Annotated in this window: 12 protein-coding genes; 7 read left to right on the top strand and 5 right to left on the bottom strand. The window is 68.1% G+C overall.

Annotation, left to right across the window (positions count from 1 at the left end):
* Positions 1 to 3: 3 nt before the first annotated feature.
* From BGP17_RS17555 to BGP17_RS17535, 5 genes are all read left to right on the top strand, one after another.
* Positions 4 to 861, top strand: a complete 858-nt coding sequence (locus tag BGP17_RS17555; RefSeq protein ID WP_286712903.1) for an XrtA system polysaccharide deacetylase — start codon at positions 4 to 6, stop codon at positions 859 to 861.
* Positions 858 to 1,931: a FemAB family XrtA/PEP-CTERM system-associated protein gene (locus BGP17_RS17550; protein WP_286712902.1), complete on the top strand. Its 1,074-nt coding sequence runs from the start codon at positions 858 to 860 to the stop codon at positions 1,929 to 1,931. Before BGP17_RS17555 ends, BGP17_RS17550 begins: the two co-directional genes overlap by 4 nt.
* Positions 1,931 to 3,181, top strand: coding sequence for a TIGR03087 family PEP-CTERM/XrtA system glycosyltransferase (locus BGP17_RS17545; RefSeq protein WP_167298344.1), 1,251 nt, complete (start codon positions 1,931 to 1,933; stop codon positions 3,179 to 3,181). Before BGP17_RS17550 ends, BGP17_RS17545 begins: the two co-directional genes overlap by 1 nt.
* Positions 3,182 to 3,261: 80 nt before the next feature.
* A complete protein-coding gene (gene xrtA / locus BGP17_RS17540) occupies positions 3,262 to 4,815 on the top strand; it encodes an exosortase A (RefSeq protein WP_353681883.1) in 1,554 nt (517 codons plus the stop codon).
* An 88-nt stretch (positions 4,816 to 4,903) separates the two neighbouring features.
* Positions 4,904 to 6,796, top strand: coding sequence for an XrtA/PEP-CTERM system amidotransferase (locus tag BGP17_RS17535; protein WP_286712900.1), 1,893 nt, complete (start codon positions 4,904 to 4,906; stop codon positions 6,794 to 6,796).
* Positions 6,797 to 6,837: 41 nt separating this feature from the next.
* Here the strand turns inward: BGP17_RS17535 and BGP17_RS17530 are convergent, their stop codons facing one another.
* From BGP17_RS17530 to BGP17_RS17520, 3 genes are all read right to left on the bottom strand, one after another.
* Positions 6,838 to 7,290, bottom strand: coding sequence for an MAPEG family protein (locus BGP17_RS17530; protein WP_167298346.1), 453 nt, complete (start codon positions 7,288 to 7,290; stop codon positions 6,838 to 6,840).
* A gap of 60 nt (positions 7,291 to 7,350) precedes the next feature.
* Positions 7,351 to 7,932 carry a TetR/AcrR family transcriptional regulator gene (locus BGP17_RS17525; RefSeq protein WP_167298347.1) on the bottom strand — a complete coding sequence of 194 codons (582 nt, stop codon included), beginning with the start codon at positions 7,930 to 7,932 and terminating at the stop codon, positions 7,351 to 7,353.
* 93 nt (positions 7,933 to 8,025) lie between these two features.
* Entirely contained in the window at positions 8,026 to 8,799 is a 774-nt protein-coding gene (locus BGP17_RS17520) for a winged helix-turn-helix domain-containing protein (RefSeq protein ID WP_286712899.1), read from the bottom strand.
* 140 nt (positions 8,800 to 8,939) lie between these two features.
* Between BGP17_RS17520 and BGP17_RS17515 the strand changes: the two genes are divergently transcribed.
* Both BGP17_RS17515 and BGP17_RS17510 read left to right on the top strand, forming a co-directional pair.
* Positions 8,940 to 10,391 carry a serine hydrolase domain-containing protein gene (locus BGP17_RS17515; protein ID WP_286712898.1) on the top strand — a complete coding sequence of 484 codons (1,452 nt, stop codon included), beginning with the start codon at positions 8,940 to 8,942 and terminating at the stop codon, positions 10,389 to 10,391.
* Between the two features lie 38 nt (positions 10,392 to 10,429).
* The gene (locus tag BGP17_RS17510; RefSeq protein ID WP_286712897.1) at positions 10,430 to 11,185 is read left to right on the top strand and encodes a hypothetical protein; all 756 of its coding nucleotides are present in this window, start codon (positions 10,430 to 10,432) and stop codon (positions 11,183 to 11,185) included.
* A gap of 68 nt (positions 11,186 to 11,253) precedes the next feature.
* Here BGP17_RS17510 and BGP17_RS17505 read toward each other — a convergent pair whose 3' ends face one another.
* Both BGP17_RS17505 and BGP17_RS17500 read right to left on the bottom strand, forming a co-directional pair.
* Positions 11,254 to 12,333 (bottom strand): 1,9-bis(guanidino)-5-aza-nonane synthase, encoded by a 1,080-nt coding sequence (locus BGP17_RS17505; protein WP_167298351.1) that lies wholly within the window; start codon positions 12,331 to 12,333, stop codon positions 11,254 to 11,256.
* Positions 12,334 to 12,534: 201 nt separating this feature from the next.
* The gene (locus tag BGP17_RS17500; protein WP_167298352.1) at positions 12,535 to 13,776 is read right to left on the bottom strand and encodes a type III PLP-dependent enzyme; all 1,242 of its coding nucleotides are present in this window, start codon (positions 13,774 to 13,776) and stop codon (positions 12,535 to 12,537) included.
* Between the last annotated feature and the right edge of the window lie 62 nt (positions 13,777 to 13,838).

The raw sequence follows: 13,838 nt of genomic DNA, 5'->3' as shown, positions 1-13,838 counted from the left end.
CGCATGGTGGTCAACGCCCTCTCGGTCGATGTCGAGGACTGGTTCCAGGTCGGTGCCTTCGAGAACACGATCCGGCGCGACGCGTGGGATTCGCTCGAGCACCGGGTCGAGGCGAACACCGACAAGGTGCTTGCGCTGTTCGAGGCGGGCGGCGTGAAGGCAACTTTCTTCACGCTCGGCTGGGTGGCGGAGCGCTATCCCGCGCTGATCCGCCGCATCGCCGAGGCCGGGCACGAAGTCGCCAGCCATGGCTGGGACCATCAGCGCGTCTTCACCATGGGCCCCGAGCAGTTCCGCGCCGACCTGGCCACCGCCAGAAGGGCGCTGGAGGATGCGAGCGGAACCCGGGTGACCGGCTATCGCGCGCCGAGCTTCTCGATCGACCGCCGTACGCCCTGGGCGCATGAAGTGCTGGCCGAGTCGGGCTATGCCTATTCCTCCAGCGTCGCGCCGGTGAAGCACGATCATTATGGCTGGCACGATGCGCCGCGTGGAGCCTTCTGGCCGGTGCCGGGTGCCGAGCTGGTCGAGATCCCGATCACGCTGGCGCGTTTCCTGGGCCGCGAAGTGACCACCGGTGGCGGCTTCTTCCGCCTGCTGCCGGGCGAAGTGACCTATCGCGCGGTGCGCGCGGCGAACGACGCGGCGCGCCCCGCCATCTTCTATTTCCATCCCTGGGAGATCGACCCGGGCCAGCCGCGGGTGCAGGATGCGCCGTTCAAGTCGAAGCTGCGCCATTATAGCCGGCTGGGCGCGATGGCGGGCAAGCTCGAGACGCTGATCGCGGGGCACGCATGGGGACGGATGGACGAGATCGCGAGCCGCGAAGCGAAGCGGCTGAAGGCGGAGCGGCGCAAGTGAACGCGCCTCTGCTGGCCAAGCCCGTGGCGCTGCGCATCGCCGATCTGGGCGACGCGATCGAGCGGGCGCGGATCGGGGCGTTCGTGCACGACCACCCCGAGGGCACGCCCTTCCACTTGCCGGCCTGGAGCGTCGCGGTGGCGCGGGGCTGCGGGCAGCGGAGCCATTATCTGGTCGCCGAGAATGCCGGGGGCGACCTGGCCGGCGTGATGCCGCTGACCGAGATCCGCTCGCCGCTGTTCGGCAACGTGCTGGCATCGGCGGGGTTCGGCGTGGGCGGCGGAATCCTGACCCACGATCCGCGCATCGTCCCGCAACTGGCCGAGGCGGCGTGGACCCTCGCCGGCCAGCGGAAATGCCCGGTGGTGGAAGTGCGCGGCGGGCCGCTGCCCGGGCCGGAATGGCGGGTGGACGACACGCGCTATCTCGGCTTCGTGCATGCGCTGGCCGAAGACGACGCCGCGCAGCTCGCGGCCATCCCGCGCAAGCAGCGCGCCGAAGTGCGCAAGGCGCTGGAGAACGACCTCGACGTCGCGACCGGCTGTAATCCCGGCGACATCGCGGCCCATTATGCCGTCTATGCCGAGTCGGTCCGCAATCTCGGCACGCCCGTATTTCCCCGGACTCTGTTTTCCGAGGTTTTACGCGAATTTGGCAATTCGGCGGACGTGCTTATAGTCCGCCGCGGCGGGGTGGCAGTGTCGAGTGTCTTGAGCCTTTACTGGAACGGCACCGTGTATCCCTATTGGGGAGGCGGCACGCGGGAAGCGCGCGCGCTGCGTGCCAACGACCGCATGTATTTCGAGCTGATGCGCCATGCCCGCACCCGCGGCTGCCGGCGCTTCGATTTCGGCCGCTCCAAGACCGGCACCGGCGCCGCTTCGTTCAAGAAGAACTGGGGCTTCGATCCGCAGCCGCTGACCTATTACGAGCGGGTGGCGGAGGGCGCCAAGGCGCGCGACGCGAGCCCGGTGAACCCGAAATATTCGCTCCAGGTGCGCGTCTGGAGCAAGCTGCCCCTGTGGATCGCCAATCGCGCGGGTCCCCTGATCGCGAAGGGTCTCGGCTGATGGGCGACATCCTCTTCCTCGCGCACCGCGTTCCCTATCCGCCCGACCGGGGGGACAAGATCCGCGGCTTCAACATCCTGAAATATCTCTCGACGAAGAAGCGCGTCCACCTGATCGCCTTTGCCGACGACCCGGCCGACCTGAAGCAGAAGGGCGGGCTGACCAAATATACCGGCAACCGCTCGATCGTGTGGCGGGCCAAGTCGCAGCTGGTGGCGGGGTTCCAGGCGCTGGTCCAGCACCGGCCGGTGTCGCTCACCGCGTTCGACAATGATGCGCTGCGCCAGGCGGTGGAGAACATCCTCGAGCGCCACCGGATCGACACGATCTACGTCTTCTCGAGCCAGATGGCGCAATATCTTCCGCCGCGGCCGCGCCAGCGCGTGATCATGGACTTTGTCGACATGGATTCGGCCAAGTTCGCCGCCTATGCCAAGAGCAGCAAGGGCCCGATGGGCTGGATGCTGGGCCGCGAGGCGCGGCTGCTGCTTGCGCACGAAAAGGCGATCGCGGGGCGGGCCGATGCGAACCTGTTCGTGAGCGAGGCGGAGGCGGAGCTGTTCCGCCAGCGCACCGGCGCCGACCGGGTGCACGTGATCGAGAACGGCATCGACACCGACTATTTCGATCCCTCGGCGCATTTCAAGCGCGTCGACGTGATGGGGTCGACGATCGTCTTCACCGGCCAGATGGACTATCGCCCGAACATCGAGGGAGTGACCTGGTTCGTCGAGACGATCCTGCCGCATATCCGCCTGGCCCATCCCGACGCGCGCTTCATCATCGTCGGCCGCAACCCGACCGACGCAGTGAAGGCGCTGGCCAGGCATCCGGGCGTGGCGGTGATCGGCGAAGTGCCCGACGTGCGCGGCTGGCTGGCCCAGGCCGCGGTGGTGGTCGCGCCGCTCAAGCTGGCGCGGGGCATCCAGAACAAGGTGCTCGAGGGCATGGCGATGGCGCGGCCGGTGGTGGCGAGCGAAGCCGCCGCGACGGGCATCGACCATGGCGGCACGATCCTGGTGGGCGCGACGGTGGGCGAGATGGCGGAGCACGTCACCCGGCTGCTCTCCAACCGCCGCAAGGCGGCCGAGCTGGGCGAGGCGGCGCGGCAGCGCGTGATCGACCGCTACAGCTGGGAAGCGCGGCTGAGCCCGCTCGACGAAGTGCTCGGCCAGCCGCTGCGCCCCGCCAAGGAAGAGCGCGTCTCCCGTATCACCGACGTGCCGAAGAAGCCGCGCCGGGCGGCGTAATTCGCTGTCTCCGTTACCCATTTCTTCGTCATTCCCGGCTATTCTCCCGGCGTCCCCGCGGGGATGACGGGAGAATTTGCTTGGCCGAGATATCGATCCCCTCAGGCGTGGGTGCCAGCAGCAAGGGGCCCGCAGTTGCCGTGTTCGACGCGCGCTGGAAGCGGCATGCCGCGATCCTGGCCGGCGTGTGGCTGGCGCTGCTGGCGATCTTCCACCGCGACACCGCGGACCTGGCGACGATCTACTGGACCAACACCACGTTCGGGCATTGCCTGTTCATCGCGCCGGTGATCGCCTGGCTGGTATGGCAGCGCCGGGCCGAGCTTGCCCGGGTGGCGCCGCAGGGCTGGTGGCCCGGCCTGGCGGTCGTCGCGGCGGGCGGGTTCGGCTGGATGGTGGGCGATGCCGCGGGCGTGGCGCTGTTCCGCCACGCCGGGCTGGCGCTGATGCTCCAGGGCGCAGTGGTGACCGTGCTGGGGCCGAACGTCGCCCGGGCGCTGCTCTTCCCGCTCTGCTACATGGCGTTCCTGGTGCCCTTCGGCGATTTCCTCGAAGGGCCGCTACAGGACATCACCATCGCGATGGTGATGCCGATGCTGCATCTGTTCGGCGTGCCCGCCAGCGTGGACGGCGTGCTCATCACCACTTCCAACGGCTATTTCGAAGTGGCCGAGGCCTGTTCGGGCGCCAAGTTCGTGATCGCGATGATCGCGTTCGGCGTGCTGGTGGCCAATGTCTGCTATGTCTCGTGGCGCCGGCGCGCGGCCTTTCTGGTCGCGGCGATCGTGGTGCCGATCCTCGCCAACGGCCTGCGCGCCTTCGGGACGATCTATGCGGCCTGGTGGACTTCGGTGGAGGCGGCGACGGGGTTCGACCATATCGTCTATGGCTGGGTGTTCTTCGCGCTGGTGATGGCCGCGGTGCTGGCGATCGGCTGGAAATGGTTCGATCGCGACCCCGATGCGCGCTGGTTCGATCCCGCGGCGCTGCAGGCGGTGCCGGCCCGCCGGGCGGATGCGCCGGTCGCGGGGCTGCTGGTGCTGCTGGTGGCAAGCCTGTTCCTCGGCTGGTCCAGCTTCAACGATGCGCGCGCGGCGCCCGTGCCGGCACGCGTGGCGCTGCCCGATGTGCCCGGCTGGCACCGCGTGCCCTCCAGCATTCGCGCGGCCTGGTCGCCCAACTTCCCGGGCGCGGACCATTTCCTGATCGGCCGCTATGCCGATGCGACGGGCCGGAGCGTCGACCTGGCGGTAGCGGTCTATGCGACGCAGCACGAGGGGCGCGAGCTGGTCGGCTTCGGTATCGGTGCGATCCGCGAGAATGATCGCTGGGTGAAGATCGAGGATCTAGGGCCCATCCGCCGCGGCGCCGCGCTGCGCATGACAGGCCCCGGCCGCATCGAGCGCGAAGTGGTCACCTGGTACCGGATCGGCGGCGTGCTGACCGGCAGCGACAAGCGCGTGAAGCTGGAGACGCTGAAGACCAAGCTGCTCGGCGGCAGCCAGGCCGGCGTGGCGGTGCTGCTCTCGGCCGAGCAGGGGAGCGACAAGGGCGCCCATGCGACGATCCAGGACTTCCTGGGCGCGCTTGGTCCCGTGGAGAACCTCGCCGATCGCATGGCAGGGGTGCGCTGACTTCCCTCCTGCCGTCATCCCCGCCATCGCAGGGATGACGGCAGGAGGGAGGCGGGCTAAGCCGGCACATATGAGGAATCATCGCTGAATGTGCGGCATCGCCGGCCTGTATTATCCCGCCCTCGCCAAGCCGGTGGACCCCGCGCGCATCGTGCAGATGACCGATGCGCTGGTCCATCGCGGACCGGACGGCTCGGGGGTATGGACCAGCGCGGGCGTGGGGCTGGGGCATCGGCGCCTCGCGATCATCGACCTCGAAGGCGGCATCCAGCCGATGGCCACGCCCGACCAGGGCCTGGTCGTCACCTACAATGGCGAGATCTACAATTTCCGGGAAGTGCGCGCCGAGCTGGAGGCCAAGGGCGCCCGCTTCGCCACCGACAGCGATACCGAGGTGCTGCTGCACGGCTGGCGGGCCTGGGGCCCGCGGATGCTCGACCGTCTGAACGGCATGTTCGCCTTCGCGCTCTATGACGCCGGTGCCCAGAGCCTGTTCCTGGCGCGCGACCGGTTCGGCGTGAAGCCGCTCCATTATGCCGAGCTGTCGGACGGAGCGCTCGCCTTCGCCTCGGAGCTGAAGGGGCTGCTCGCGCATCCGCTGTTCCGGCGTACGCCGGACTTCAAGGCGGTCGAGGACTATCTGGGGCTTGGCTATGTGCCCGACGATTCCTCGATCCTGGCGGGGGTGCGCAAGCTGCCGGCGGGGCATTTCCTGTTGCTGGAGCGCGGCAAGCCGGTGCCGCAGCCGCAGCGCTGGTGGGATATCGACTTCTCGCAGCGCGCAAGCGGCAAGCTGCGCGACCTCGAGGCCGAACTGATCGACCTGATGCGGAGCGCGGTGCGCGCGCGCATGATCGCCGATGTGCCGCTCGGCGCGTTCCTCTCGGGCGGCGTCGACAGCTCGGCAGTGGTGGCGCTGATGGCCGAGGCGAGCAAGGCGGCGGTGAAGACCTGCACGATCGGCTTCGACGAGGCGGATCATGACGAGACCGGCTATGCCCAGATGGTCGCCGAGCGCTTCGCCACCGCGCATCGGACGCGCAAGGTGGCGGCGGACGATTTCGCGCTGATCGACACGCTGGTGGGCGCGTTCGACGAGCCCTTTGCCGACGCCTCGGCGCTGCCGACCTACCGGGTGTGCGAACTGGCGCGCGAGAGCGTGACGGTGGCGCTGTCGGGCGACGGCGCGGACGAGGCGCTGGCCGGCTATCGCCGCTACCGGTTCTTCGCCGCCGAGGAACGCGCGCGCGCGCTGCTGCCGCAGGGGCTGCGCGAGAATGTGTTCGGCATGCTCGGCCGGCTCTATCCCAAGGCGGACTGGGCGCCGCGCCCGTTCCGCGCGAAGACGACATTGCTGGCGCTGGCCGAAGGGGGCGAGTTCGCCTATCCCAAGGCCGTGGGCGTCACCGGCCCGGCGCTGCGCAACGCGCTCTATTCGGATGCCATGAAAAAGGCGCTGGCCGGGCACAGCGCCGAGCAGCGCTATACCGATACGATGCGCCAGGCGCCGGCCCGCGATGCGCTCGACCGTGCGCAATATGCCGATATCCGGCACTGGCTGCCGGGCGATATCCTCACCAAGGTCGACCGCACGAGCATGGCGGTGAGCCTGGAGGCGCGCGAGCCGCTGCTCGACTATCGGCTCGTCCAGTTCATGGCGACGCTGCCGCCGTCGCTGCGGATCAGGGCGGGGCAGGGCAAGTGGCTGATGAAGAAGGCGCTGGAGCCCTATCTGCCCAAGGATGTGCTCTACCGGCCGAAGATGGGCTTCGTGACGCCGATCAGCGCCTGGTTCCGCAAGGCGCTGGCCGATGAGGCGGCTGCGCTGGGGCGCTCGAAGCTGCTCGCCAGCACCGGCTGGTTCGACCTGCACGCGATCGAGAAGCTCGCCGCCGATCACAAGGCGGGGCGGGCGGAGCATGGCCGGACGCTCTGGCAGCTGCTGATGCTGGAGCGCAGCCTGAACCGGATGTTCGGCTAGTCCTCAAAAATCCTTCCCCCCCCCCGGAGGGGGAGGATTGTTCAACCGGCGCTCACCGTCATGGCCGGTGCGAAGACCGCCACCCCCGCGCTCGCCGTCAGCGTCACCAGCGCCAGGGTGGAGAGCAGGAAGAACAGGAAGCGGACCGAGACCTTGTTGAAGGTCGCCTGTACCAGGCTGTGCGCGATGCGCAGGAGCACATAGGCCCATGCGAGCCACAGATTGGGGCCCTGGCCCTGGCCGAGCAGCGCGAGCGTCAGTGCGATCGCGTAGAACAGCGTCGGCTGCTCGTGCAGATGGTTGTAGTTATGTGCCTTCCACTGGACCGCCGGTGGCAGCACCTTGTCGGCATCGGTGCCCTTGCTGCCGATCAGCTTGCCCATGTCGATGCCTGCCGCCTTCATCGCGGGAACGCGGGTGACGATCGTCCAGACCAGCATGACGAGCGTCCAGGCGACGAGCACCACCACCGGCGCCAGGATTTGACTATGCATTGCAGCCCCTCCCACTGCGTGTGAAGCCGGGAGGCTGGCCCAATCGGTTCGCAAATGCAACTAAACCGGCGCGAGCAGGCTTTCGAGGAGCAGATGCGTGCCGCGGCGCAGCGCCGCCGCGTCCTGCGCCGGCCAGACCGCGTTGCGGCAGAGCACGCCCATCACATGCGCCTGGACCAGCCAGCCCACCGTGGCGGCATCGGCATCGGCCCGTGCCTTGCCGGCGGCGATCAGGCGGTGGGCCGCGGCTTCCACCGCATGGCGGAGCCGCTCGAGATTGGCGGTATTGCGCTCGCGCAGGCCGCTATCGCCCGTGCTGGCGGCGGTGACCTCGATGCCAAACCGGGCATGGGCCGGGGGGAGGGCGGGGGCGATCCGGCGTTCGAACACCGAATCGGCCAGCGTCGCTATGCTGCCATCCTCGATCGGACCCAGTTCGGCGGCGAGCATGTCCGTGACGGCGTGGATCAGCGCGTCGCGGCTCGGGAAATGGCTGTAGAAGGCGCCCTTGCTGATCCCGGCCTGGGTGCAGACATTGTCGACCGAAGTGGCGAGCAGCCCGCGTTCGAACAGGCAATGCGCGGTCGCATCCAATATGTGCATGCGCCGCTTGGCGGCAGTCGCTTCGGTCAGACGGGGCATTCATCTCTCACTGATGCGTCAGCCGGTGCACTGCATCCGGATTGATGCCGCCATGTTGCAGCGAGGCAAGTCGAGGATAGCCGGCGATACGCTTCAGGCGCGTTCGGCAAGCGCCTTTCGGAGCCCGCGCGCCATGTGCCGCGCCAATGCGCGCTGCAGGGGCAGATAGTCGTTGGTGTCGGTCGCCCCGACGAACTGCCCCGACCACAGCAGGCGCCCGCCGCCGCGATCGACGAGATTGATCACGACGACCGTCTGACGCGGCGTCTGCCGCACGCTGATGCGGGCGAGGAGATCGGCGCCCTTGTCGGTGGTGGCGACGCTATAGCCGCGGGGCAGGCCGTTGCCGACCTCGGCGAGGAAGCTCTCGCGCAGGCCCGCATTGAACTTGGGGAAGAGCACATATTCGCACAGGCCCTGGACCCCTTCGATGGCGATACGGTGCTGGGGCGGGAAGACCGTGGCCTGCGCCCAGACGGCACCGCCGACGGCAAGGGCGGCGAACAGGCCGCCCGCGGCCGCGAGGCGACCAAGACGGCGGGACGGCCCGGTCACGGCTGTGGCTTGGATCGCGCCGATGAAGCGATAGCCGGATCTCGGCCGCGTCCGGATGTAGCGCGGCGTGTCGGCCTCGTCGCCGAGCAGGGCCCTGATGCGGCGGATACAGGTGTTGAGCGATGCGTCCCCGCCCGTTCCGGCGCGGGGCCAGAACCGATCGAGCAGTTCCTGCCGGCCCACGGTCCGCCCGCCATTGTCGATCAGATAGCCGAGGACTTCCACCACCTGCGGCGGCGCATCGAGCTGCGCGTCTCCCCGGAAGATCTGCAGCGCGGCAGGATCCAGGCGGAAATCGTCGAAGCGAAGCATCACATCGTCCACTACAAAGAAACGCCCATGCCGGTCCGGTCGCCCGATGTCAGATCAGGTCACGAGATGTCATTCGGCCCTTTCGGCCGGGTACGATAGCCGATTCCCGATCGACACGCATCACGCAAGGGAATCGCCAAATGCCGTCAGAGGATGACCTGCTCCTGCCCGGTCGGCGCCATGTCCTGGGCCTCGGCCTGGCGGGGATGGCGGCGTCGGCACTCCCCATGCCGGCGGCGTGCGCGTTCGCCGGCGCGTCGATGGCGAAGCGGCTGGACGATCTGCTCGACGCCACGGCATCGGGCTATGGCACGGTCGGCTATTCCGCGGCGGTGCTGCGGCGCGGCAGGCTCGTCCATGTCCGCCACGCCGGATTGGCGGATCGCGATACCGGCGCGCGGATCACGGCCCGATCCGTCTATCCCATCTTCTCCGTCTCCAAGCTGTTCCTGATCGTCGAGTTGGCGAAGGCCGTCGGGCGCGGAGCGCTCGACCTGTCCACGCCGCTCGCCCGGGTCCGGGACGGGCTGCCGGAAGCGTGGCGCGGGATCACGCTGGCGCAGGCGCTTGCCCATGTGTCGGGGTTGCCGGACTATATCCCGGATTTCGTCGCGCCGACCGAGGACCAGGCGCTCGCTGCCGTCCGCGACAAGCCGCTGCGCTTCGCGACCGGCACCCGCAACGACTATAACCAGACCAACATGTTGTTCGCCCGCATGGCGCTGGAGCAGGCCAGCGGCGCCGCGCTCACCGCGCTGGCGGCCCGCCAGTTCCGGGCGGCCGGGATGCGCCGCACCGGCTATCATACCGGCTATCCGGACGGCGCGGTGCGATTGCCGGGGCTGGTATCGAGCTATCGGCCGATCCTCGGGCGCGGCGGGCCGCCGGCTCCATTCGCGCTGCCGTCCATCCCGAACTATGCGTTCGGTTCGACGGGGGTCTTCACGACGATGGCCGACATGGTGCGGTGGAGCCAGGCGCTGCTGCGCGGCGACCTGTTGCCGCTCGGGGCGCTGCGTGCGTCCTGGGCGCCCTTTCCGATGCCTGGCGGTGCGGCCGCCTGGCACAGCCATGGCTGGGAATATTACCGGCACGGCGACGTCACCATCGTCGGCCATGGCGGCGACGTCCGCCTGGTCTGGCGGCATTTCTTCCGGACGGCGGATCCGGGCGATTGTGCGACCGTGATCTATTTCGACAATGGCGGGCGCTCGACCTTCGACCGGCACCGGCTGGCGACCCTGCTCGCCGATCTGGTGATGCCGGGGGCTGCACGCGCGACCGAACTGCGGGAGGAGGAGCTGTTTCGCGGCCTCGCTTCCGGACGCTGGCGCCAGGCGATCGTGAACCGCGTCGGCTATGACGCCATGCAGATCCTCGACGTGGAAGCCGCGCTGTTCCCGTTCGCGTGGAACGTGCAGCGGTTTCCCGGTTCGTCGAACGCGCATGACAGCCTTGGCGAAGCCTGTCGCGCGCTGGGGCGCATCGAAGCCGCGCGCGCAAGCTATGCGCGTGCGCTGGCGCTCGATCCGGGCAATGCGCGGATCGCGGCGATCCTCAGGGATCTTGCCTCGCCGCCGGCCGCCAACTGATGCGATGCCATCCATTTTCTTCTTCGAGGAGCATGACGATGCGTTTCTGCCCGGGTCTCGCGATGTGCGCGGCCGCTTTCCTGGCCCAGCCGGCAATGGCCGATCCGACCGATGTGGACGTCCGCGTGATCGCGCGCGGTGCCAAGTTCCTCGGCGGCTATGCCGCGCCTGTCCGGATCGTCCTGACCGATGCCGATACCGGCGAGACGCTCGCACAGGGCACGACTTCGGGCACGACGGGCGACACCCAGCGGATCATGGGCGGGGAACGGGGCGCCAGGAAGTCCGACGCGGATTCCGCCGTGTTCCGGGCCCGGCTGGACATCGACCGCCCGCGCCGGGTGACGGTGCAGGCGACAGGCCCCCTCGGCCAGCCCCAGGCGGTGACGACCGCGACCAGCACGCAATGGATCCTGCCCGGGCATCACCTGACCGCCGGGGACGGCTGGCTGATCGAACTGCCCGGGCTGATCGTGGATATCGCCGATCCCGTCGCCTATCAGTGGACGAAGAAGGGCGAGAGGGTGGGGCTGCGCGTGGGGGTCACCATGTTGTGCGGCTGCGCGCTCTCGCAAAATGGCCCCTGGCAAGCGAGCGATGCCGAGGTCGAAGCCCATGTGACGGTCAACGGCACGGCCTTTCGCCCGGTGAGACTGCAATTCGACGCGGTATCGGGCACGTTCGCCGCGAGCCTCCTGGCCACGGCTTCCGGCCTCTACGAAGTCGAGGTCCGCGCATGGATGGGGCCGACCAACAATGCGGGCGTCGCGCGCACCGCCTTCTTCGTGCGCTGACCGGCAAAGGAAAAGGGCGGCCGGGAATGTCCCCGGCCGCCCCGTTTCCTTCGTCCTGAGGCAGGCGATCAGGCGAACAGCTTCGCCCAGCCGCGCTTGACGCGCTCGCGCCAATGGCCGCGATGATAGGCGTCCGACGCCAGCAGCGGCATGACCGAGCCCGCTTCGGCGAACACCATCTGCTCGATGCCGGTGTTGACCTTGCCCCACGACGCCGCCTCCTGGAGGGTCGAGGACGAGCAGGCGCCGTCGCGCACGTCGGCGACGGTGATCTGCACGGCGTATTTGTGCACTTCCACATCCTCATGGCCGAGGATCTCGGCGCAGACGACGGTGTCCTGGATGAAGTTCTTCGGCACGCCGCCGCCGATCATCAGCAGGCCGGTGGTGCCCGCCTGGATCTTGATCTCGGTGAGCTCGCGGAAGTCGGCGATGGCATCGAGCACCATGTACGGACGGCCTTCCTTGGCGGCGTCCACCTGGTGCTTGACCAGGCCGAAGCCGGCCGACGAGTCGACGAACGCCGGGCAGAAGATCGGCACGTCATGCTCATAGGCGAGCTTGACCAGGCTGTTGTCCTTCTTGCCGTGCTCGACGAGATACTTGCCCATCTCGCGGATGAAGGCGCGCGACGAATAGGGCTTGGGATCGAGCGATTCCGCGATCTTGTTGATCGTGTGGTCGCAGTCCTGGAGCTGCTCCTCGTCGATGTAGGTGTCGTAGATGCGGTCGATATAGAGCGAGCGCAGCGTGTCGTCGTCGGGGATCTCGAGCGCCTGATAGTGCTTGTGGCCCAGGCCCTCGAAGAAATCCATGTCGACGATGGTGGCGCCGGTGGCGACGATCACGTCGACCATGTTGTTGCGCACCAGCTCGGCATAGAGGTCCATGCAGCCGCCGGCCGAAGTCGAGCCGGCGATCACCAGGACGACGGTGCAGTCCTTGTCGGCCAGCATGTCGTTGTAGATCTTGGTGGCGCGGCCGAGGTCGCGGCTGGTGAAGCTCATATCGGCCATCGCGTCGACGATCGGGCGCGCGTCGAACGACTTGATGTCGATGTGCTTGACCTGCTTCGACAGCAGTTCCGCCTTGCGGGTGTCGTTGATCGGGGCGTTGGCCGCCGCGGTCTTGGTGAGGGTGTCGGTCATGGGGTCTCCCATATCTTGCCATGCCGCCGTCATTCAAAGGGGACGCGGTAACCCAGATGCGGGGCCGATAGCCCCGAAACAACAATCCGTCATCCCCGCGCAGGCGGGGATCCATTTTCGCCGAATGCAGTGAGCCTCACTGTTACCAGCCAGAATGGATCCCCGCCTTCGCGGGGGTGACGAACTTAAAGACCTGTGACGTTACAGCTTTACGACGTTCCACGCCGGGCGGCGTTCCGAAAGCTCGACATACATCGAGGCCATCGGCTCGTCCGTCACGGTGACGGTCGCGTCGGTGCCGAAGCCGTTGAACGCGGTGCGCATCGCCGAGCCATAGGCACCCAGCATGCCGATCTCGAAATAATCGCCCGAACGGGTGTCGGCCGGCAGAAGGAACGGGCCCTTCATGTAGTCGAGATCGTCGCAGGTCGGGCCGTAGAAGCTGAACTCGACGTCCTTGGCGTTCGATTCCGGCTCGCGCAGCAGCTCGACCGGGAACTTCCAGCCGATGTGCGCTGCATCGAACAGCGTGCCATAGGCGCCGTCGTTGATGTACAGCTCCGCGCCGCGGCGGCGCTCCACGCGCACCACGATCGAACTGTACTCGGCGCACAGCGCACGGCCCGGCTCGGCCCAGAGCTCGGCCGAATAGGAGATCGGCAGGCTCTCGAACGCGCGGTGGATCGTCTCGAAATAGGCTTCGAGCGGCGGCGGGGTCATGCCCGGATAGACCGAGGGGAAGCCGCCGCCGACGTCGATCACGTCCACGGTGACGGCCGACTCGACGATCGCCGCGCGCACGCGCTCCATCGCGTTCGAATAGGCATCCGGCGACATCGCCTGCGAACCGACATGGAAGCAGATGCCCAGCGCATCGGCGACCTGGCGGGTCTCGAACAGCAGCTTGGCGGCTTCGCCCGGGCCGGCGCCGAACTTCGACGCGAGGCTGAGTTTCGAATGCTCCGACGAGACGCGCAGGCGCACGCAGAGCGTCAGGTCGCTCGCGGCCACGCCGTCGCGGCTGGTGGCGCGGACGATCTTCTCCAGCTCCTCGAGGCTGTCGAGCGAGAAGGTGCGGACGCCGTGCGTGAAATACGCCTCTTCGATCGCTTCCTCGGCCTTGACCGGGTGCATGAAGCAGAGCGTCGCTTCCGGCAGCGTGCGCGCGACCAGGCGAACCTCGCCGATCGACGCCACGTCATAGGTGGCGATGCCATTGTCCCACAGGATCCGCAGCAGTTCGGGCGAGGGATTCGCCTTCACGGCATACATTGCCCTGCCCGGGAACTTCTCGACGAAGAACCGGGCGGCCCGTGCCGCGGCGTGCGGACGGACGAGCGTGACCGGCTGAACCGGACCCTGCTTGGCGATGTCGAGGCCGGTCACGGTGGAGCCGGCGGTCGAGAGGGGCGCTAACCCCAGCGCGCGATGATGCTTGTGCAACTCAAGGGACCTCCAAGTGCCTTACGGCGATCGTTGACAAAAGCTGCCTTGCGGTTGGAAGT

This window comes from Sphingomonas sp. 67-41 (assembly GCF_001899725.1).
Taxonomy (GTDB): Bacteria; Pseudomonadota; Alphaproteobacteria; order Sphingomonadales; family Sphingomonadaceae; genus Sphingomonas; species Sphingomonas leidyi.
Note: the sequence above shows the minus strand (reverse complement) of the source record. Positions and strands in the feature narration are given on the sequence as shown.

What these genes read in the sequence shown, in the direction of transcription:
- BGP17_RS17555 (WP_286712903.1), top strand. Translation starts at nt 4, where the DNA reads ATGGTGGTCAACGCCCTCTCGGTCGATGTCGAGGACTGGTTCCAGGTC.
- BGP17_RS17545 (WP_167298344.1), top strand. Translation starts at nt 1,931, where the DNA reads ATGGGCGACATCCTCTTCCTCGCGCACCGCGTTCCCTATCCGCCCGAC.
- BGP17_RS17535 (WP_286712900.1), top strand. Translation starts at nt 4,904, where the DNA reads ATGTGCGGCATCGCCGGCCTGTATTATCCCGCCCTCGCCAAGCCGGTG.
- BGP17_RS17530 (WP_167298346.1), bottom strand. Translation starts at nt 7,290, where the DNA reads ATGCATAGTCAAATCCTGGCGCCGGTGGTGGTGCTCGTCGCCTGGACG.
- BGP17_RS17525 (WP_167298347.1), bottom strand. Translation starts at nt 7,932, where the DNA reads ATGCCCCGTCTGACCGAAGCGACTGCCGCCAAGCGGCGCATGCACATA.
- BGP17_RS17520 (WP_286712899.1), bottom strand. Translation starts at nt 8,799, where the DNA reads ATGCTTCGCTTCGACGATTTCCGCCTGGATCCTGCCGCGCTGCAGATC.
- BGP17_RS17515 (WP_286712898.1), top strand. Translation starts at nt 8,940, where the DNA reads ATGCCGTCAGAGGATGACCTGCTCCTGCCCGGTCGGCGCCATGTCCTG.
- BGP17_RS17510 (WP_286712897.1), top strand. Translation starts at nt 10,430, where the DNA reads ATGCGTTTCTGCCCGGGTCTCGCGATGTGCGCGGCCGCTTTCCTGGCC.
- BGP17_RS17505 (WP_167298351.1), bottom strand. Translation starts at nt 12,333, where the DNA reads ATGACCGACACCCTCACCAAGACCGCGGCGGCCAACGCCCCGATCAAC.